The sequence below is a fragment of the Trinickia acidisoli genome, from assembly GCF_017315725.1.
In the GTDB taxonomy this organism is placed as follows: Bacteria; Pseudomonadota; Gammaproteobacteria; order Burkholderiales; family Burkholderiaceae; genus Trinickia; species Trinickia acidisoli.
Window position 1 is genome coordinate 268,477 of record NZ_JAFLRG010000001.1, and the last position, 18,398, is coordinate 286,874.

At 63.5% G+C, this 18,398-nt stretch carries 17 protein-coding genes; 7 read left to right on the forward strand and 10 right to left on the reverse strand.

All coding sequences use genetic code 11. The annotated features are described in order from the left end of the window. The 4 genes from J3485_RS01240 to J3485_RS01255 form a co-directional block, all read right to left on the reverse strand. Nucleotides 1-996 carry a putative outer membrane beta-barrel protein gene (locus J3485_RS01240; protein WP_206950808.1) on the reverse strand — a complete coding sequence of 332 codons (996 nt, stop codon included), beginning with the start codon at nucleotides 994-996 and terminating at the stop codon, nucleotides 1-3. A 187-nt stretch (nucleotides 997-1,183) separates the two neighbouring features. Next, nucleotides 1,184-2,053, reverse strand: a complete 870-nt coding sequence (locus J3485_RS01245) for a sulfotransferase family protein (protein WP_277991586.1) — start codon at nucleotides 2,051-2,053, stop codon at nucleotides 1,184-1,186. Nucleotides 2,054-2,272: 219 nt separating this feature from the next. Beyond that, nucleotides 2,273-2,980, reverse strand: coding sequence for a DUF2182 domain-containing protein (locus tag J3485_RS01250; RefSeq protein WP_242538445.1), 708 nt, complete (start codon nucleotides 2,978-2,980; stop codon nucleotides 2,273-2,275). 104 nt (nucleotides 2,981-3,084) lie between these two features. Beyond that, on the reverse strand, nucleotides 3,085-3,849 hold the full coding sequence (locus J3485_RS01255; RefSeq protein WP_206950811.1) for a DUF899 domain-containing protein: 765 nt from the start codon (nucleotides 3,847-3,849) through the stop codon (nucleotides 3,085-3,087). Between the two features lie 138 nt (nucleotides 3,850-3,987). Here J3485_RS01255 and J3485_RS01260 point away from each other — a divergent pair, with 138 nt between their 5' ends. Together J3485_RS01260 and J3485_RS01265 are read left to right on the forward strand one after the other, a co-directional pair. Further along, the gene (locus J3485_RS01260) at nucleotides 3,988-5,208 is read left to right on the forward strand and encodes a winged helix-turn-helix domain-containing protein (protein ID WP_206950812.1); all 1,221 of its coding nucleotides are present in this window, start codon (nucleotides 3,988-3,990) and stop codon (nucleotides 5,206-5,208) included. 10 nt (nucleotides 5,209-5,218) lie between these two features. Next, the gene (locus tag J3485_RS01265) at nucleotides 5,219-5,905 is read left to right on the forward strand and encodes a Vgb family protein (RefSeq protein ID WP_206950813.1); all 687 of its coding nucleotides are present in this window, start codon (nucleotides 5,219-5,221) and stop codon (nucleotides 5,903-5,905) included. 68 nt (nucleotides 5,906-5,973) lie between these two features. On the opposite strand, the gene J3485_RS01270 is transcribed toward J3485_RS01265, so the two are convergent. Beyond that, nucleotides 5,974-6,387, reverse strand: coding sequence for a winged helix-turn-helix transcriptional regulator (locus J3485_RS01270; RefSeq protein ID WP_242538446.1), 414 nt, complete (start codon nucleotides 6,385-6,387; stop codon nucleotides 5,974-5,976). A 134-nt stretch (nucleotides 6,388-6,521) separates the two neighbouring features. Between J3485_RS01270 and J3485_RS01275 the strand changes: the two genes are divergently transcribed. After that, the gene (locus J3485_RS01275; protein ID WP_206950814.1) at nucleotides 6,522-7,301 is read left to right on the forward strand and encodes an SDR family oxidoreductase; all 780 of its coding nucleotides are present in this window, start codon (nucleotides 6,522-6,524) and stop codon (nucleotides 7,299-7,301) included. 65 nt (nucleotides 7,302-7,366) lie between these two features. Here the strand turns inward: J3485_RS01275 and J3485_RS01280 are convergent, their stop codons facing one another. After that, nucleotides 7,367-8,143 (reverse strand): ArsR/SmtB family transcription factor, encoded by a 777-nt coding sequence (locus J3485_RS01280; RefSeq protein ID WP_206950815.1) that lies wholly within the window; start codon nucleotides 8,141-8,143, stop codon nucleotides 7,367-7,369. Nucleotides 8,144-8,260: 117 nt separating this feature from the next. On the opposite strand from J3485_RS01280, the gene J3485_RS01285 reads away from it, so the two are divergent. The 3 genes from J3485_RS01285 to J3485_RS01295 all read left to right on the forward strand — a co-directional run bounded on the left by J3485_RS01285 (nucleotide 8,261) and on the right by J3485_RS01295 (nucleotide 12,977). Beyond that, nucleotides 8,261-9,727, forward strand: a complete 1,467-nt coding sequence (locus J3485_RS01285) for an MFS transporter (RefSeq protein WP_242538447.1) — start codon at nucleotides 8,261-8,263, stop codon at nucleotides 9,725-9,727. A 443-nt stretch (nucleotides 9,728-10,170) separates the two neighbouring features. Beyond that, nucleotides 10,171-11,676, forward strand: coding sequence for a copper-containing nitrite reductase (gene nirK, locus J3485_RS01290; RefSeq protein WP_206950816.1), 1,506 nt, complete (start codon nucleotides 10,171-10,173; stop codon nucleotides 11,674-11,676). Nucleotides 11,677-11,849: 173 nt separating this feature from the next. Continuing rightward, the gene (locus tag J3485_RS01295; RefSeq protein WP_206950817.1) at nucleotides 11,850-12,977 is read left to right on the forward strand and encodes an IS110 family RNA-guided transposase; all 1,128 of its coding nucleotides are present in this window, start codon (nucleotides 11,850-11,852) and stop codon (nucleotides 12,975-12,977) included. Nucleotides 12,978-13,255: 278 nt separating this feature from the next. Here the strand turns inward: J3485_RS01295 and J3485_RS01300 are convergent, their stop codons facing one another. The 3 genes from J3485_RS01300 to J3485_RS01310 form a co-directional block, all read right to left on the reverse strand. Further along, nucleotides 13,256-14,563: an Nramp family divalent metal transporter gene (locus J3485_RS01300; protein WP_206950818.1), complete on the reverse strand. Its 1,308-nt coding sequence runs from the start codon at nucleotides 14,561-14,563 to the stop codon at nucleotides 13,256-13,258. A 179-nt stretch (nucleotides 14,564-14,742) separates the two neighbouring features. Further along, complete coding sequence (locus tag J3485_RS01305) at nucleotides 14,743-15,753, reverse strand: pyridoxamine 5'-phosphate oxidase family protein (protein ID WP_206950819.1); 1,011 nt, start codon at nucleotides 15,751-15,753, stop codon at nucleotides 14,743-14,745. Between the two features lie 27 nt (nucleotides 15,754-15,780). After that, a complete protein-coding gene (locus J3485_RS01310; protein WP_206950820.1) occupies nucleotides 15,781-16,422 on the reverse strand; it encodes a glutathione S-transferase family protein in 642 nt (213 codons plus the stop codon). 126 nt (nucleotides 16,423-16,548) lie between these two features. On the opposite strand from J3485_RS01310, the gene J3485_RS01315 reads away from it, so the two are divergent. Then, the gene (locus J3485_RS01315) at nucleotides 16,549-17,532 is read left to right on the forward strand and encodes a LysR family transcriptional regulator (RefSeq protein WP_206950821.1); all 984 of its coding nucleotides are present in this window, start codon (nucleotides 16,549-16,551) and stop codon (nucleotides 17,530-17,532) included. Here J3485_RS01315 and J3485_RS01320 read toward each other — a convergent pair. Beyond that, nucleotides 17,466-18,398, reverse strand: a complete 933-nt coding sequence (locus J3485_RS01320; protein ID WP_374192399.1) for a helix-turn-helix domain-containing protein — start codon at nucleotides 18,396-18,398, stop codon at nucleotides 17,466-17,468. The genes J3485_RS01315 and J3485_RS01320 overlap by 67 nt on opposite strands.

An 18,398-nucleotide genomic window follows, 5' to 3' on the forward strand; every position in this document is an offset into this window, starting at 1 on the left:
CTAAAACCGATACCCCACGCCGCCGAGATAAATATCGCTGTCCTTATCGTAGCTCGTCATCACGCGATTCCACGATGCCCGCACGAACCAGCGCCGCGTGAAGTCATAGGCCGCCGACATGGTGAGCAGAACCGACACCTTGCCGTCGGTATCGGTACCGCCTTTGATGCGGCGTGTGTCGGTCGCATAGTACGGACCGGCGCCGATGGCGAGGCTCAGTCGGTTGTCGAAGAAGGCGCGGCGCAGCCAAGCCTGCGCTGCCACACCCGAGCGCGTATTGAGCGCCGTATGCCCTTCGTTGATCCAACTGAGCGTTCCGTCCAGGTACGGCCCGAACCCGTGCCGATACTCGACGCTGTACGCGGCGGCACCCGGCGACGTCAAGCTGTTGACTTCGGTCCATCCCGCCATCGCCGCGATCTGGTTGCCGCTCGACGCATCGTTGCTGTTACCGCCGGCCGGTGGGGCGGACGGTTTCGGCGTATCGAACGCATAGCCGATGCCGAACATCGCGCTGAACGTGTTGTAGCTATGCTCCCCCAGCACTTCATTGAGGCGCAACTGATAGAAGAGATGGTCGTTGGCATGCCACGTTGCCGCCAAGCTGAAGATCGGGCTCAAGCCATGTGCGTCGATATAACGCCGGCCGTTCGCGCTCGCTTCGGTATCGAAGTAGTAGTAGCCGCCGACGCCCGCGCCAAGCGTCAGCCTAGGATCGGCGAACGTCGTGCGCCGCCAGTACTGCAGCGCGAAGCCGTCGCGATGATTGTCCCGCACGTGCCCTTCGTTGAGCCACGAATAGCTGAGCGCGTTATGCGCATCGAGCGGCTGCAAATACGAGAATCCCCATGCATAAGTCGATTCGCCCGGCACGTTCGCACGCAGCCAACCGGCGAGCGCGGAGACTTCCTGCGCGCGAACCGTATGACTGAGCACAACGCAACCCATCAACAACGCCCATCGCGACAACCGCATTGCATGCCCCGCTTCGTTCATCGTTCTTGTCTCATATTGCGGCGGTATGCGAGCACGTCGGCATGCTCGCCCAGCGCGTTCTTCGTCCTTCTTCCGTGACCGTGGCGAAAGGAGAGAGGAAGCAGGCCTTCGAGATTAGCAGAAGCGTTGTGTACGGATCGTTAAATGGCTAACGAATCGAGCACCGTCGCGGCGGGATGCCGAACGTCTACACCGCATAGCCGAAGTCGATCAAGCATTGCTTCGCTTCTAGCGGCATCCGTGAGAAGTCGTAGTCGGCGCATCGCTGCCACGCCCCGGCGCTGTCTTTGAATACGGGGTTTGCTTTCGTGGTCGACCACGATTTGAATGCGGGCGATGCAACGTCGGCGGCATGGCCTTTCGCGAATTGCCTGTAATCGGTCGCCGCCCCAGGCTCGAGTACCCGCGGGTCGTAAGAAATTCGCAAGAATCGGCAGATCCGACGGAGCTCGCTTTCCGGGTCCTCGACGAATTTTTCGTAATGGACCGTCAACACTTGCTCGGGGGCGAGCATTTCCTCGCACAACGTCTTGATCAAGCTAGCCTCGAATGCCCACCGTGCGAGGTTTTTGCCGATGTCCTTATGCCACCAGGGCGTGCGTGCAAAAGAAATCGCGACGTCGCGGCCGTCTCGGATCATATGAATATATCGAGCGTCCGGATACAGCTCGCGTAGGACGTCGATGCCCAATCCGTACCACGGCGTTTGCTCGAGACAGATGCGCTTTCCCTTTGCTTTGGCGATCTCGGTATAGAAATCGCCCATCAATTCTCGCAACGTGGCCACCGGATACGTCATGCGCGCGAAATAGCGCTCGTGGTCGAAATATTTTCGAAGGTCGCACGGACAGCGCTTTTGAACGAAGTCGAGATATTTGGCCAAGGTGGCCCTGTATTGCACGCCGATCGCGAAGATTTCGTGAAGCGCGGGACCGTTCCCCATGTATTCGAAAAGCAGTTGCGTCTCGGGCGGCACGCAGGCCTCGGGATGCGCGTCGAGTATCGATGCGAGCATCGTCGTACCGCACCTGCCGGTGCCTATGATGAATCCATTCATTGCCAACGAGCGGTCTCTCGATGAAACAGTTAGGAGTCCAAAACGAAAGCGCCGTTGCACCGCTATGGTAAGGACGCGTCACGCAACGTTTGCCGGAAAGCCCGATACGCGCGATGCGAGGTCGGTCGATGGAGGGGGCCGGAGGTTTTGCCGCAAACGATTGCGAAATCAGTCTACCGTGTCGTCCAAAGAATCGGGTTACGGTTGAATTTAGGCGGTTTACAGAATATTTCCGGCAAAGCACAGGGCCTTTGCGATCATGCCTAGCCCCACCGCGATTATGGCGAAGCCAACGGCTCGAATCGCCCGCGTACCGGGGAGCAACAATCGCTCGGCATGCATTGCCACGGTCGCCGCCGCCATCGCAGGCAGATCCATGACGCCGACGACAAGCAGAACGACCATCAGATTCGCGCAACAACACCCGTCGCGGTACGCGAGGCGCAATCCGTGCTCCCACGCCTCGCTCGTCTTGAACGCCGGCATGAAGCGGCGTTGTGGCGCATGCCCGCAAGGCTCGATACGGTGCGTCTTCCATGGCGTGAATTGGATCGCGCCGGCAATGAGCACGACGATGCCGGACGATAGGGGCACCATATGCGCGAGCGTGATCGATCGCAACTCGCTTGCCGCGAGCACGGCGCCGCCCGCAAACGCGATCGCCCCGACTCCCGCCCACGCGAGAAAATAGCCGGTGCCTGCCAGTAGCGTAGGCCAAGCGGCTTGGCCTCCGGAGGTGGCCAGCACGCTGTCGCGGTACCGCCATAACGCCAGCGTCAGCGATGGCGACATCATCGCCGCCATCATCACGGTCCACCCGCCGACGAACGATGCCGCGCACGCGAGCCACGTTTGGCCGCACAGCGGCATCCATATCGTCGACATCGACCATCCTCCCGGCATCGGCGTCTCGCCCATCGCGGACATCGACCGACACCAGGAGAGCGTCGCAACCGCTCCCGCAACGAATAAAAGCGCCGCGATGCCCGCTTTGACCGCTCGGTCCACTTTAAGGCAGCGCATGGTTACACTCACCGTTGCGCGTACTCGTCGTGCCGTTTCCACCAGACGCCGGTTTCGTTGCGGCCGAGCGGCGCTCGATCGAGCCACGGATACATGCCCCACAACGCATCGAGCCCGCGCGCGTAGGTCGAATACGTGTGATAAACGACGCCGTCCTCGAGCACGAACGCGCTCAGTCCTGGCCGATCGCGCGCGTAGGTCTTCGCGTCGGTCCCGCAGGTGTCCGCAAACTGCTTGACGGGCGCGGGGGCAGGCTCTGCATCCATGGCATGGTGTCCGCGCTGGTAGTTGTACTCGACGTCGCCGGCGCGCTGCTGCGTTTCCGTAAACGAAACGTTGAAGTCGAAATTGAAATCGCTGTAGCGTGAGCTTGCCCACGGAAACGACCATCCCATCCGCCGCTTGTACGCTTGAAGCTTGTCGATCGAGGCGCGCGATACTGCCGTCAACGTCACGTCGTGATTCGCCAGGTGAATGAAGAAGCCGTTGAACGAATCGGCGATCGACGAGCATGACGGGCATCCCGCCTTGTAATCTGGCCCGAACATGAAGTGATAGACGAGAAGCTGAGCGCGCCCGTCGAACAGATCGGGGAGCGTTGCGCTGCCGCTCTCGGTATCGAATCGATAGTGCTTGTCTACGCGCACCCACGGCAAGGCCTGCCGTTGCCGCGCAAGTTCGTCGCCGCGCCGCGTCAGGGCCTTTTCGGTTTCGAGCAAAGCAAGGCGCGCGGTCAGCCATTGTTCGCGTGTGCCTGTTGCATGTGTCGTCATGACTTTCTCCGTCCGGTAGGTTGTCGTGCATCTTGCCGCCGTCGAGCGGCCACATGTCGTGACATGTCACGTGCTAGATTAGTGAGCCTGATCCGACCGGGGGGAGTGACAAGTGTGGCGGGATTCGCATGGGCTCACATGGACTCGCTGATTGAAGCCGCCGCGCGCGCACTCGCCGCGGGTGATGCGCTCGGCGCGCTGAACCACGTCTCGCTGCGCGACGATGCGCACGCGCTTGCATTGCGCGGCATCGCCATGGCGCAACTAGGTGAGCTTGCTCGCGCGAAGTCGCTATTGCGCAGCGCGGCGCGCGCGTTCGGATCCAAGCAGCCGCTCGCGCGCGCCCGATGCATCGTGGCCGAGGCCGAAGTCGCGCTGGCGGCCCGCGATCTGCGTTGGCCCGATGGGTTGCTCGACACCGCCTGCGCCATCCTCGAAGCGCACGGCGATCGACTCAACGCCGCTCATGCACGTTGCCTCGAAGCGAGGCGCTTTCTTTTGATGGGGCGCTTGGATGAAGCGGAGCATGCGCTCGCGGCGAGCCCATCGGGTCCGCTGCCTCCGGTCTTGCGCGCATCGCGCGAGTTGCTTGCCGCCGGCATTGCGATTCGCCGACTCGATGCAGTGAGGGCGCGTCGCGCTTTGGCGCAAGCCGAGCGTGCCGCGCGGGAGTCGGGCATCGTCTCCTTGATCGCGGAGGTGGAAGATGCGGCGCGCGCACTGGCGGCGCCCGTCGCGCGCGTCATCGTGCAAGGGCAATCGCGGCCGGTAGCGTTGGAGGAGGCACATGCTCTGTCATCGCCGCAGCGGCTCATCGTCGATGCTTGTCGCTATTCGATTCGCGGCGCGAGCACGACGATTTCGCTCTCCACGCGTCCCGTGCTGTTTGCGCTTGTGCGCATGCTCGCCGAAGCGTGGCCCGAGGACGTCCCGAGGGAGGCGCTCATCGCGCAGGCATTCCGAGCGCGACTGATCGACGAATCGCACCGCGTCCGCTTGCGTGTCGAGATCGGTCGGCTGCGCGCGGGGCTCAGAACCGTTGCCGATGTCACGGCGACGAAGCGCGGTTTCGCATTGATGCCATGTAGTGCCAACGAGGTCGTCGTATTGGCGCGGCCGGTGGAAGAAAAACATGCGGCCGTGCTGGCGCTGCTCGCCGACGGCGAGCCGTGGTCGAGTTCCGCCCTGGCCCTCGCGCTTGGTGCGAGTCAACGCTCGATACAGCGCGCGCTCGATGCCTTAGCGTCGGCCGGAAAGATTCAATCGCTGGGCGAGGGCCGCGCTCGCCGATGGATGACTCCGCCCGTCGTCGGATTCGCGACGACATTGTTACTCCCCGCTCCGTGGACGAACGGCTAGGATGACCGCCATGAACCGATCGAATGCCGAAATTCTTCGCGAATATGGCCCCCTGCCGGGGATCGACGCCGTCCACGGCGTGACCTATGACGGCCGGCAAATCTGGTTTGCCGCTGGCGACAAGCTGTGTGCGCTCGACCTGGCGAGCGGGCAAGTGCACCGGACCATCGGCGTGCCCGCGCGGGCGGGGACCGCCTTCGACGGCAAGCACTTCTTCCAGATCGCCGACGACGTGATTTGCAAGCTAGACGCGGCGACGGGCCAGGTGCTCGCGACGATTTCGCTGCCGCCCGGTGGCGGCAACGCGGGACTCGCCTGGGCGGAAGGCTCGCTTTGGCTCGGGCGTTATCACGAACGCAAGATCTATCGACTCGATCCCGATACAGGCAAGGTGCTGCGCACGATCGAGTCGAACCGTTTCGTGACGGGCGTGACGTGGGTCGACGGCGAGCTTTGGCATGGCACGTGGGAAGACGAGGAAAGCGAAATCCGGCACGTCGATGCGCAATCGGGCGAATTGATCGAGGCGCTCGCGATGCCGCACGGCGTTCTCGTGGCGGGGCTCGAATCGGACGGCGGCGAACGATTTTTCTGCGGCGGCGGGAACAGCGGCAAGGTCAGGGTGGTGCGCCGCCCTGCGCGCGGTGCGGCAGCCGGCGGTGGTTCGGAAAGCGCCGCCGATGTGCCGAGCGAGTGACGTTGGGGCGAACGTTCAGCGTGTGCAAAAAGCAGGACGTATTGCCGTGATCGGCGAGGCGGCCGCTTTTATGACGACTTCTCTCGCTTCGGCAGCGATTGCAATTGCGCGTAGTGTTTTTCGGCCCATAGCCAAACACCACAGAACGCGGCGCATAGGCTATGTCCGAGTTCGGTCAATTGATATTCGACGCGCGGAGGCACTTCGGGATAGACGGTGCGTGTGACGAACCCATCCTCTTCCATCTGCCGCAGTGTCTTGGTCAGCATCCGCTGACTGATGCCGCCGACGAGTTCCCCAACCCGCGTGAATCGCAGCACGCCGTGTTGGGCGAGCACTTCGAGTACGCACATCGTCCATTTGTCCGCGACGCGGCCGATCACCTCCATGACGAGGTCGTCGAGCTCGGGCGTCGAGCGTTGGCCCGTCGGCGATTCGAAGACGACGGCGCGCCCCGCGGGTTTTTGTTTCGAAGCTGGCATGGCTGTTATCCGAGGTTGTTACTTACTATGATGTTCGTACGGCACAAAGCGGTGCCTACTTCCTAAATGAGAGTATTGGGTCTATTCTTGCGTCAGTCAACTACCGACCGACTGTCAACCGAAGGAGAGACACCATGCAAGTGACCGGAAACACGATTCTCATCACGGGCGGAGGCTCCGGTATCGGGCGCGCATTGGCCGAGGCGTTTCATCGTCGCGGCAACGAAGTCATCATCGCGGGCCGGCGCGAGGATGTGCTGCGCAAAGTGGCCGATGCGAACCCCGGAATGAAAACGGCCGTGCTCGACGTGCAGGACCCACAAGGAATCGAGCGATTCGCCGCGCGGATGGCCGAGGCGTTCCCGAAGTTGAATGTCGTCGTCAACAACGCCGGCATGATGCAGGTCGAAAACTGGCGTACCGATCAGGTCGATCTGTCGACGGCGGAAGCGACGATCACGACGAATCTGCTCGCGCCGATTCGTCTGACGGCGGCGCTACTGCCGCAACTCAAGCGGCAAGCGAAGTCGACCGTCTTCACGGTCTCGTCGGGCTTGGCGTTTCTCACGCTCGCGCATACGCCCACGTACAGCGCGACGAAAGCCGCGATCCACGCGTTCAGCGACGCGCTGCGCTATCAACTGCGCGATACGACCGTCGACGTAGTCGAGATCGCGCCGCCCTATGTGCAGACCGAACTGATGGGCGAGCAGCAGGCGAGCGATCCGCAAGCGATGCCGCTCGCGGCGTTCATCGACGAGGTCATGAGTATTCTCGAGACGCAGCCGAATGCGCGCGAGGTGCTCGTCAAGCGCGTCTATCCGCTCCGATTCGCGGCCGAGCAGGGATACGAGAAGTACATGGAGCAGTTCCACGCCTTCAACGACCACTTCGGCGCGGGGCTCGGAGTCTGAAAGCTTGAAGCGGCGTGCGCGTCGGCGGCGGGCGTCAGGCCTTGGGCTTGGCGCTCGTGAGCGGCTCACGATGCGCACGCTCGATCCCTCGCAGCATCGGCGTCGGCCTGGGTCTCATACGGATGCACGACGGTCGCTTCCCGTAGGATGGATGCCGCATCGACACCAAGTGCCTCCCTAAGCCATGCCGCGCCTTGGGGCGTCACCTGTACCGCGCGCGACGACTTCGACCGCATGAGCCATCCGCGCTCGCACAGCGCGGTCATCAAGCGCGCGCCGAGCGGCCCCGCAACGTGATGCTCGCGTTCGGTCCAATCGAGGCATTGCCGCGCGATGCCGCGGCGGCCGGGCTTGATCGATGCGACCTCGAAGCCCATCCGCGCGAACCATTCGGCCCCGGCGGTCGTCACCTCATACCGCTTGTCGCCGGCATCGACGAGATAGCCGAGCGTGACGAGCGCTCGTGTGACGGCGACGCCAAGACGCCCCGCGAGATGGTCATAGCAGCAGCGGGCGAACAACAGCCGCTGCGCATCGGCACTCAAGGAACGGCGTCGGGCTTGGATCTCGGGCCCGATGGAGGCGAGCGTTTCGAGCGCGACGGCCACGTGCGAGCCCGCCAATCGATAGTAGCGATGCCGCCCCTCCGATTCCACCGTCAGCAGTCCCCCGGCCAGCAACTTCGCAAGGTGTGAGCTCGCCGTCTGCGCCGTGATGCCGGCCGCGAACGCGAGCTCGCTCGCGGGGCGCGCGCGACCGTCGATGAGCGCGATCAACATGGCGGCGCGCGCCGGATCGGCGATGAGAAAAGCGGCTGAGGTGATATTCGGTTGCAGATTCATGCGGCTGGCTCCATCTAGCGTCGCCACGATACGGTCACCAAGATAGCAGCAAACGCCTGCGGACGATTCGATACGCATCGAAGCATATGGCAGGGCCGCGCGCCTAGACTCGCCGCCATGACATGGATCTTGGAGGTACGCGGTGAACGATTGGAACGACAACGCGCAAGCGGCCGGGTATCGGCGATGACGGTCGCGACAACAGCCGCTGCGATAGCCGATACGCGCGCACAAAGCCGGCGCGTTCGCGCCGCCACGAGCGTCAGCTATTTCATCGTTCTGCTCGATACGTCGATCGTGAACGTCGCGCTCGACCGAATCTCGACGGCACTGTCGATTTCGATCGACGGCCTGCAATGGGTGACGAATGCCTACACGCTCGTGTTCGCGGCCCTGCTGCTGACGGGCGGTACGCTCGGCGATCGTTTAGGAGCCCGAAGCGTTTATTTAGCAGGACTTACGATATTCACGATGGCGTCGGCGGCATGCGGTTTCGCGACGAGTTTGCCGATGCTCGTTACTGCCCGCGCCGTCCAGGGTATTGGCGCGGCTATGCTCGTGCCGTGCTCGCTCAAGCTTATCAACCAAGCCTGCCCGAACCCCGAGGCGCGCGCTCGCGCGATCGGGCTGTGGGTCGGCTGCGGCGGTGTTGCGATGGCAGCGGGCCCCGTGATCGGCGGTGTGCTCATTCATCTGTTCGATTGGCGCAGCATCTTTTTCGTCAACGTCCCCGTGGGGGTGGCCGGCATCGTCATGACCTGCCGCGTCACTCGCGACGTGCCGGCACAGTCGGCACGCCGTTTCGACCCGGCGGGACAACTTGCCGCGATCGTCGCGCTGGCGGCGTTGATCGGTGTCCTCATTGAAGGCGGCCCGTTTGGCTGGCGCTCGCCGATCGTCATGGGTGGCATGATCGTCGCCGCGTTCGCGGGGGTGAGTTTCTTCATCATCGAATCGCGCGCCACGGACGCGATGTTGCCGTTGTCGCTGTTTCGCAGCGGCGTATTCGCCGGTTCGACGTTCGTTTCGATGGCTTCGGCGTTCGTCTTCTACGGATTACTGTTTGTCGCGAGCCTTTACTATCAGCGCGTGCGCGCGTATTCGCCGCTCTCGACCGGGCTCGCGTTATTGCCGATGACGACGATGGTGGCCGGCGGCGGCCTTCTTTCGAATCGACTGGCGAGCTTGGGCGGGCCGCGCGCGTCGATGTGCATCGCATTCGGTCTGTACGCAGCCGGTGCGTTCACACTGATCGTGCTCGTTTCGGGCGCGCCGAATTGGGCGGCTATCGTGCCGCTCGTCGCGATCGGGCTTGCCGCCGGATATGTCACGCCGGCTGCGACGGCGCCCGCGCTCGCCACGGTCGAGCATCGTCATGCCGGTATTGCAGCGGCCGTGCTGAACTCGGCGCGGCAATCGGGCGCGGCGCTCGGCGTGGCCGTGTTCGGCTCCGTGATCGGCGCGGGCATGCCGTTCGTCGTCGCGATGCGCCTGGTACTGTGCGGCGCCGCCACGATGGCGATCGTCGCGGCGCTCGTGTGGTGGATGGCGACGACCGTGCGGCGGCAGCGAATTAGGAAATAATGCCGCACCTCATGTGATCGAAGATCGGCGGATCGCTCAATGCGCTTGGACGGTGCGAATAACGCACGACGCTGCTCGAATTCCGCTCATGTTTTAACTTGATAACCGTCAATTTCATTATTCGCGTCGAACAGTACGATTTGTCGTGTGGAGATGCGCATCGCGTGACGTCGATCGTCTCGCGCGCGAAGGATTCCGATTCGTCTTGGTGGGCGGAGTAGGAAAATTAATTAGGAATCCGAAACGATCCATGCATTCGACGACGGAGCAGGCCCGCGCAACGGACGCGGCGAAGCACCTGACCGGCTGCGATTCAAAGGCGACGTCCGCATGGCGGAGGCGCTCGCCTTCAGAGCGCCGGCATCGACTGTCACGGTACGCGTAGGCCGCGTGTCGTGCTTCGGGCCGGTCACGAAGAAGATCATTCGGTTATGGAGCACAGCATGTGCAAGTTCCGTGTCATCGCCCCTCTTTATGTCGCTGTCGCATTACTCGCAGCCGCCGGCCCCACCTTCAGTCTTGCCGCCGCGCCCGCCTCGATTCCGATGGCGCCGGCTGCCTCTCCTGCCGGCGTGCAAGGCAGAGTCGGACACTTCGTACTGCGAACGAATATCGCGGACGGCAGGCTTGTTTATGAGGACGAGCGTGGCCACGTCGACCCGGATCTCAAAGTGCAAGTCGGCGACACCGTGGAGATCACCGTCGCGAGCACCGAAGGGGCGGAGCACGACATCACGTTCCCCGATCTGAACGTTGCTTCGAAGCGATTCAGCGGTGCCACTGGTCCAGCGACGCTGCGTTTCGTTGCATCGCGCGCAGGCGAGTTTCCCTATTTTTGCAGTGTCTCCGGCCATCGTGAGGCAGGCATGGAGGGTAAGCTGATCGTCGCGGGCGGTGTCGCCACGCCCGTCTCGGCGCGTGGCGATGTCGGCGGTGCCGAGCCTGCTGCGGCGCACGGAAGTATGGATGGTCACGCGATGCCGATGCCCGCTGTGTACGCAGCACCGACGGCTGTATTGCCGGCTCGGCCCGATGCCGTCAGCGTGGCGGGCGATCCCGCCGCCGTGCCGCCGCCGATTGGCGTGCGTCCGCCCGAGACGATCAAGTACCGTATCGAAACCGACGAAGTCACGGGCCAGCTCGATGACGGCACCACGTTCACGTATTGGACCTTCGACAAGAAAGTACCGGGGCCGATGCTGCGTGCCCGCGTGGGCGACACGGTCGAGCTGACGCTTTCGAATTCGTCGACGAGCAAGATGACGCATTCGATCGACCTGCATGCCGTGACCGGGGCGATGGGCGGCGGCGCGGATACGCAAGTGGCACCAGGACAGCAAAAAACGATCACGTTCAAGGCGATGCACCCGGGCTTGTTCGTCTACCACTGCGCGACGCCGCTCGTGCCCGAGCACATCGCGGCCGGCATGTACGGCATGATTCTGATCGAGCCCGCGGGTGGCCTGCCGAAAGTCGATAGGGAGTACTACGTCATGCAGGGCGAGATGTACACGAGCCAGCCGTTCGGCGCGCATGTTCATCAGCAAGTCGACATGGCGAAGCTGTCGGCCGAGCAGCCTGAGTACTACGTGTTCAACGGCGCCGTCGGTTCTCTGACGAAGACGCACGAGTTGGTGGCCGAGGTGGGACAGACCGTGCGTATCTATTTCGGCGTTGGGGGGCCCAACAAGGTGTCGTCGTTCCACATCGTCGGCGGTGTGTTCGATACCGTCTACGAAGACGGCTCGCTGAGCGGCGTCAAGCACGACGTGCAAACCACACTGGTGCCGCCGGGTGCGGCGGCGATCGTCGAGATGAAGATGCGATATCCGGGCAAGTACATGCTCGTCGATCATGCGCTCACGCGTGCGAGCAAGGGTCTCGTCGGAGTGCTCGACGTTTCGGGCACGCCCGATCCGGCCATCTACCACGTCGGGTCGACGCAATGAGGCTGCGACGGGCTTGACGAAGCCCATCTCCGAGCGGGCGCCAGCTAGGCAGTATGACTTCGCGTGAGGTAGGGCTGGCCCGCCGTGAGGAATCAAACGCGGGTTAGCATTGCTGCCAGAGCCGCACGGTGTGGACGGTGCCACACCCGGCGATTTCCCGCGCGGAGGCCAGCATGGAATACGATAGCACTTTGTACGTCGGCCTGGACGTCCACAAGGACTCGATCACGGTCGCCTACGCGCCCGGCTCGGGCGAGGTCGAACTGTTCGGCAAGATCGGTACGACGCAGGCCGACATCGATCGCCTGTGCAAACGCCTGCAGTCCAAAGCGCGCCAAATACGCATCGTCTATGAGGCCGGCCCGTGCGGCTATGGTCTCTACCGTCAGCTTGTGCGGAAGGGTTTCGAGTGCATGGTGTGCGCACCGTCACTGATTCCCAGAAAGCCCGGCGAGCGCGTCAAGACGGACCGACGCGACGCCGTGAAGCTGGTCCGGCTGGTCCGTACCGGCGACCTGTCGGCAGTGTACGTGCCCACCGTAGAGGATGAAGCGTTCCGCGATCTGGCACGTGCATGGGTAAGCGCCAAAGACGATATGAAGCGTGCGCGACAACGGCTGAAGGCTTTTCTGCTCTCGCATGGCGTGCGCTACACGGGTCGGGCCGACTGGGGTCCGGCACACCGACGCTGGTTGAGCGCGTTCTCGTTCGGCAATCTTTGGCAGCAACTGGCACTCGACGAACTTCGGCGCACGATCGAGGACCGTCTCGCGCAATGCAGGCGTCTCGAAGCCGCCCTGCGTGAGGCGGTCCTCGACTGGCGCTTCTATCCGGCTGTACTGGGCTTACAGACTATGCGCGGTGTGCAGTTCACGACCGCCGTGGGCATGCTCGCCGAACTGGGCGATCTCTCACGCTTCGCGCACCCGCGCCAACTGATGGCCTGGCTCGGCGTTACCCCGTCAGAACATTCCTCCGGTAACAAACGGCGCCTGGGCAGCATCACCAAGACGGGTAACAGCTATGCAAGAAAGTTGTTGGTCGAGGCCGCCTGGAGCTACCGGCATCCGGCACGCGTGAGCCCCGAGATCCAGCACCGACATGAAGGCATCCCCAAGCCCATCATCGATCGTGCCTGGGACGCGCAGGTGCGACTGTGCCGGCGCTATCGCAAGCTGGCTGCGCGTGGCAAGAACGCGAACGTCACGGTGGTTGCCGTGGCCCGCGAACTGGCCGGTTTCATCTGGGATATCAGCCGGCTGGCGATGTCGCTCGCTGTACCGCGCGAGGTGCATGAGTAATGCAACACCTGACCTTCCCTAACCACTGAAGAGTTTCCTGAAGGCGGCGTAGTCCGGGTACGCGAGTAATCCGCGAGTGGACTACGCAATGGACAAAATCCGATTTGCGACGCTAGATAGCGGCAGGCTCGTTGGGCGGACCTCTGTAATGCGGTAGCCAACCCGCGAATATCAGTGTGATCCACCGTCGGGATTTACTGCTACGTCGCCCTCAGGAAATTCACGTGACATGTACTCGAGAAGCTAAAAACCGATCCCCATTGACACGCGAAGTCATATCAGTTCACGAGCCCGAACGTTTGCAGCAAGAGCACGACGTTGAGCGCGAGAATCACGACGGTCGCCGCTATGGCGGCGGCCGTCACGCGCCGGCTGTTGACGAACGCGCCCATGATGTCGCGCCGGCTCGTGACGATCACGAGGGCGATCATCGGCACGGGCAGCGCGAAGCTGAGCACGACTTGGCTGTAGAGCAGCGTATCGGTGGCGTTCACGCCGAGCGCCGCGACGACGAACGCCGGCGCCATCGTCAACAGGCGGCGCAGCCCGATGGGAATGCGAAAGCCGACGAATCCTTGCATCACCATCTGTCCCGCCATCGTCCCGACGACCGAACTGGAAATGCCCGAAGCCAACAGCGACACGAGAAAGACCGCGGCCGCGCCGGCGCCGAGCAGCGGCGTGAGGCTTCGATAGGCGGTTTCGATTTCGGCGATGTCGCTGTGGCCGGCATGAAACGCGCCCGATGCCATGATGACCATCGCCATGTTGGCGAGCCCCGCGACCGAGAGCGCGATCACGACCTCGCGATTCGAAAAGCGCAACAGCTTGCGCTGTGCAGCGTCGTTACGCGTCGGCGCGCGATTTTGCGTGAGACCCGAGTGCAGATAGATCGCGTGCGGCATGACAGTCGCGCCGAGAATGCCGACGGCGACCGACAAGGCGCCGGGGCCTCGTAACTGCGGCACCAACGTGCCGTAGGCCGCGGCATGCCAGTTCACGTCGACGAGCAACAACTCGATTACATAGGCGAGCGCCACGGTGCCGATCAATGCGCCGACGATGAGCTCGAGCGGGCGAAAACCTTGACGCTCGGCGGTGAGAATCGCGTAGGTGACGATTCCGGTCAGACCCATGCCGACGATCAGCGGCACGTGCAGCAACAGCGACAAGCCGAGCGCACCGCCGAGAAATTCGGCGAGATCGGTCGCCATCGCGGCGATTTCGCTGATGCCCCACATTGCGTACACGACGGGCGGGGGGAAATGGGCACGGCTGATTTCGGCGAGATTGCGGTGCGTGACGATGCCGAGCTTCGCCGACAAACCTTGGAACAGCATGGCGATCACGTTGGCGGCGAGCACGACCCAGAGGAGCGAGTAGCCGTACTTGGCGCCGGCTTGCAGGTTCGTCGCGAAGTTACCGGGATCGACATAGGCGATCGATGCGACGACAGCCGGCCCGGCAAACAGCAGGGCGGCGCGCAGCCGGGCGATGGGGCTGCGTGCGCCACGGCCGGCGAGGGCGTCGCCGATCGCGAGCGTCGTTCGCTCGCTCAATCCCAATTGCATCTGCGCAGTCGTCATGGCGCACCTCAGTGGTCTGGTTCTCAGCGCTCATGATAAAAGCTATCGATTTTTTAAATAAAATTGTATTTGTTAATCATTCCCATACAGGTACGCCGCGATGGGTGTCGATTGGGGCTTCGACCTGCTGTCGTTCACCGATGAATTTTTTCAATTTGTTTTCGTTTTGGTGGGGTGGATTAGACGGCCTTAAGCCCCGCTCCCGTTCGCAACTGCGGCGCATACTCAACCTCCGACCATCGAAACGGCAGCGCCCCTGGACTGCGCCGAACCTCGTCGACTTCGAATCGTACGAGCCGCTCCGCGCCGGCGAACGCTTCGAGCGCGCTGCCTTCCCATACGATCTCGGTGCGTGCGGCGACATAGAGCAGATCGCCGTGCTCGAAATCGATGAACACTAGGCCCGCGCGCGCGTCCACAGTGATGTTGCCAAGCGTGTTGAAAAACTGATTGCCGCGGTAATCGGGCGCGACGAACGTACGCTCATCCTCGACGTGCACGAACCCCGGCAAGCCCCCGCGATGCGAGACGTCCACACCCTGCGACGCCTCGTCATCAAGCAAGGTGCTGCGGGTGGCGATGAAGTAGGTGTCGCTTCGCTCGATCAGCGCGCGGTCGGACGCAGCGAGCGTCGCCGATCGGCGCTGGGCCGCAGGCGCTATCGATGAGTCGTTCGGTTCGATGCGCGTGGGCGCGCGGCTCTGGATGTACTTCGCGCAGTTGCCGAAGCTCTGATGCACCGCCACGGTCAGCGCATCGTCAGCGGCGGCGCGCACGAAGCCGTTGACGCGATTGCGCCGACGCGTCGCCGGTTCGATGCCGAGGCCCCCGAGTGCGGCACCTTCGTGCCAGCCGCCATCGAGAGGATCGCCGGCCAATGCTTCGCCGGCAATGCGCAGCGTCGTGGCGTCGGGCGACGAAACGAAGCCCGGCTCGCCGATGCGCAAGGTAGCCCACGGTTGTCCATGCGTGTCGACACCGCCGAGCACGATGAACGGCAACTGCTCGAAGAACAGCCGGTGCTGATCGGGCATGTAGCGCCGAATGCCGCGCCGCCCGCCGATCTCGGCTTTCTCGCGCACGCCCGCTCGCGTTTGCACGGCCACTTCGCCGACATGAAACGGTGCTTCATCGAGATCCCACCCCGGCGGTGGGGTGGCGGGGGTGCGTACGCTGGTCACGGTGCTCATGGCGTGTTCATCCTTGTCGACGTAGCGTCAAGCCGCGGCCGGCGCGACTTCGAACGCGGGCATGGCGACGAAGCCCGGCAGCGCTTCCACGCGCGCGAGCCACGCGCGGATGTTCGGATAGGGCGCGAGCGCGATGCCGCCCTCGGGGGCGTGAGCGATATACGTATAGGCGGCGACGTCTGCAATCGTCGGATGCACGCCGACGGCGAACGGCCGCTTGCCGAATTCGGGCTCGATGACGTCGAACAGTTTCACCGCCGTGCGTACCGCCACGTCATGGTCGAGCGTATCGCCGAAGAGTTTGACGAGGCGGGCCGCGCAGGGGCCGTGCGCGATTTGGCCGGCCGCGATCGAGAGCCATTGCGTCACGTGCGCCGCACCGAGCGGGTCCTCGGGCAGCCACGACGGGTTGCCATACCGCTTCGCCAAATAAACGAGGATGGCGTTCGAATCGAACAGCACGGTGTCGCCGTCTTCGATGACGGGCACTTGGCCGAAGGGATTCATCGCCAGAAAGGCCGGTGTTTTCTGCTCACGGGCCCGCAAGTCGACTTCGATCGTCTCGAACGGCAAGTCGAGCAGGCTCAAGAACAATTTCGCGCGGTGAGCGTGGCCTGACAAACGCGCCGCGTGCAGGCGGATGGGCCGTTGAGGGCGGGCGAGCGGCATGAGCGGATTCCTCGTAACGACGGTTTCGAATCGGAGTGTTCTCGTCGTAAAGGCTATCGCAGCATGATTGACCGCATAAGATGGATAATCACTGAATCACAATCCATTTAAAGTGGACAATCAACGATGCCCGAATTGCGCGACGTCAATCTGAATCGGCTCGTCGTCTTTGCCGCCGTGGTCGAAGCGGGGTCGCTGAGTGCCGCGGCCGATCGCCTCGGCTTGGCGAAAACGATGGTCAGCACACACATTCAACGGCTCGAAGCCGAAGTCGGCGCCACGCTGATCGTGCGTACCACGCGGCGCTCGAATTTGACGGAGGCTGGGCGAACGCTTTATGACGCGAGCCGCGAATGCGTGCGCGCCGCCAGCGATGCGCTGTCGGCCATCTCCGCCACGTCCGGGCCGCTGCGCGGCACGGTGCGCGTGGCGGCGCCCGTCGATTACGGCACGCTCGTCGTGGCACCCGCGCTCGCGGCACTGCGATGCGCACATCCCGGCCTCGACGTCGAACTCGTCTGCGGGGACAGCTATGTCGATCTCGTCGCCGAACGCATCGACGTCGCCGTTCGTTTAGGAAACCTAAGGGATTCGAGCTACCGGGCGGCGCGCCTCGGGCAATACTTGCGATGGCTCGTTGCGAGTCCCGCGTTCCTCGCGGGCCGGCGGCTACCCAAATCGCCGAGCGGATTGGCCGAGTTTCCCTTTGTTGCGCTGTCGACGCTGGCGCATCCCTATACGCGCTCGCTCAGCGATGCGAGCGGGCAGCGCGTGACCATCCGCTGCAAGCGGGCTTTTCTTGCCAACACGGCCAATGCATGCCGAGCGGCGACGCTTGCGGGCGCAGGCTTCGGACTCCTAACTGATTTCTCGATTGGCGAGGATCTCAAGGCGGGGCGCCTCGTGCGGCTGTTTCCTCAATGGGCGGGCGAGCCGGCTGCGATTCAGGCCGTCTATCCGTCGACGCGCCAGCCGTCGCCGAAGATCGCGGCCGTCATCGACGCGTTGCGCACGCATCTGGCGAAAAGCGGGAGCGAAGCAGATCAGCGGCGCGTCAGCGCGCGGCGGAAGGCGAGCGGCGAGGCACCGACGGCCGCGCGGAAGCGGTGACCGAAATGGCTGGTATTGGCGTAGCCCGTGCGCGCGGCGATTTCATCGAGGGACAGCGCCGTCGTGCGTAACAACTGCCGCGCTACGTCGGTGCGCCGCTCGGCGATCCATGCATGCGGCGGCATGCCGAACGAGGCCCGAAACATGCGCGATAGATGGAATTCCGACAAGCACGCCACACCGGACAGATCGCCGAGCGTAACGGCATCGGCCAAATGCACGTCGATATAGTCGCGCAGACGGCGCCTGATCGCCGGCGCAAGGCCGCCTTTGACGGACGCGTCCTTGCTGCGCACCGCCTGGCTGCGTAGCAGCAGGCTCAGGATCTCATGGGCGGTTTCGTTCGCGCGCAGGCGCTCGTCGCTCGTCTCCCACGGCAGCGCGGCGAGCGAATGGCACAACGCGGCTATCTGTGCGTCTTCGAAGTAGGTGCGATCGGCGAGCGTGAGTTCGCGCGGCTCGCGATCGAGTTCATGCACCGCTCGCCGCGTGAAATGCTCGGGCAGGAAATACAGGTGCATGAAGTGCATATGGCCGCGTACCCACCAGCGCGATTCGTGATCGCCGGGCAATGCGCAGAGCCGCTGCGGCGCACCGTACTGGCCCGGCAGCTTCTGGCGCTCGGTGCGATAGCCGCCGTCCAGATAGCACGAGAGCGTGTGATGGCCGGGATGGTCGTAAGCCGTTTCGTCTTCGACGATGTTGCGCTGCCAGATCGCGACGGCGAGCCGGTCGCCGAGCCAGGCGAAGCGCTCGAGGGTCGCGTTCGCATTGGCGAGCGTGACGGCGATCGACTGCATGCCGAACGGCGGTGCGTCGGCGCAAGAGGCGTCGGTTTGAGCGGGGGCGAAGGGGCTCGCGTTCAC

Coding starts and splice junctions, on each gene's coding strand:
- J3485_RS01240 (WP_206950808.1), bottom strand. CDS start 996: ATGAACGAAGCGGGGCATGCAATGCGGTTGTCGCGATGGGCGTTGTTG.
- J3485_RS01245 (WP_277991586.1), bottom strand. CDS start 2,053: ATGAATGGATTCATCATAGGCACCGGCAGGTGCGGTACGACGATGCTC.
- J3485_RS01250 (WP_242538445.1), bottom strand. CDS start 2,980: ATGTCCGCGATGGGCGAGACGCCGATGCCGGGAGGATGGTCGATGTCG.
- J3485_RS01255 (WP_206950811.1), bottom strand. CDS start 3,849: ATGACGACACATGCAACAGGCACACGCGAACAATGGCTGACCGCGCGC.
- J3485_RS01260 (WP_206950812.1), top strand. CDS start 3,988: ATGGACTCGCTGATTGAAGCCGCCGCGCGCGCACTCGCCGCGGGTGAT.
- J3485_RS01265 (WP_206950813.1), top strand. CDS start 5,219: ATGAACCGATCGAATGCCGAAATTCTTCGCGAATATGGCCCCCTGCCG.
- J3485_RS01270 (WP_242538446.1), bottom strand. CDS start 6,387: ATGCCAGCTTCGAAACAAAAACCCGCGGGGCGCGCCGTCGTCTTCGAA.
- J3485_RS01275 (WP_206950814.1), top strand. CDS start 6,522: ATGCAAGTGACCGGAAACACGATTCTCATCACGGGCGGAGGCTCCGGT.
- J3485_RS01280 (WP_206950815.1), bottom strand. CDS start 8,143: ATGAATCTGCAACCGAATATCACCTCAGCCGCTTTTCTCATCGCCGAT.
- J3485_RS01285 (WP_242538447.1), top strand. CDS start 8,261: ATGACATGGATCTTGGAGGTACGCGGTGAACGATTGGAACGACAACGC.
- nirK (WP_206950816.1), top strand. CDS start 10,171: ATGTGCAAGTTCCGTGTCATCGCCCCTCTTTATGTCGCTGTCGCATTA.
- J3485_RS01295 (WP_206950817.1), top strand. CDS start 11,850: ATGGAATACGATAGCACTTTGTACGTCGGCCTGGACGTCCACAAGGAC.
- J3485_RS01300 (WP_206950818.1), bottom strand. CDS start 14,563: ATGACGACTGCGCAGATGCAATTGGGATTGAGCGAGCGAACGACGCTC.
- J3485_RS01305 (WP_206950819.1), bottom strand. CDS start 15,753: ATGAGCACCGTGACCAGCGTACGCACCCCCGCCACCCCACCGCCGGGG.
- J3485_RS01310 (WP_206950820.1), bottom strand. CDS start 16,422: ATGCCGCTCGCCCGCCCTCAACGGCCCATCCGCCTGCACGCGGCGCGT.
- J3485_RS01315 (WP_206950821.1), top strand. CDS start 16,549: ATGCCCGAATTGCGCGACGTCAATCTGAATCGGCTCGTCGTCTTTGCC.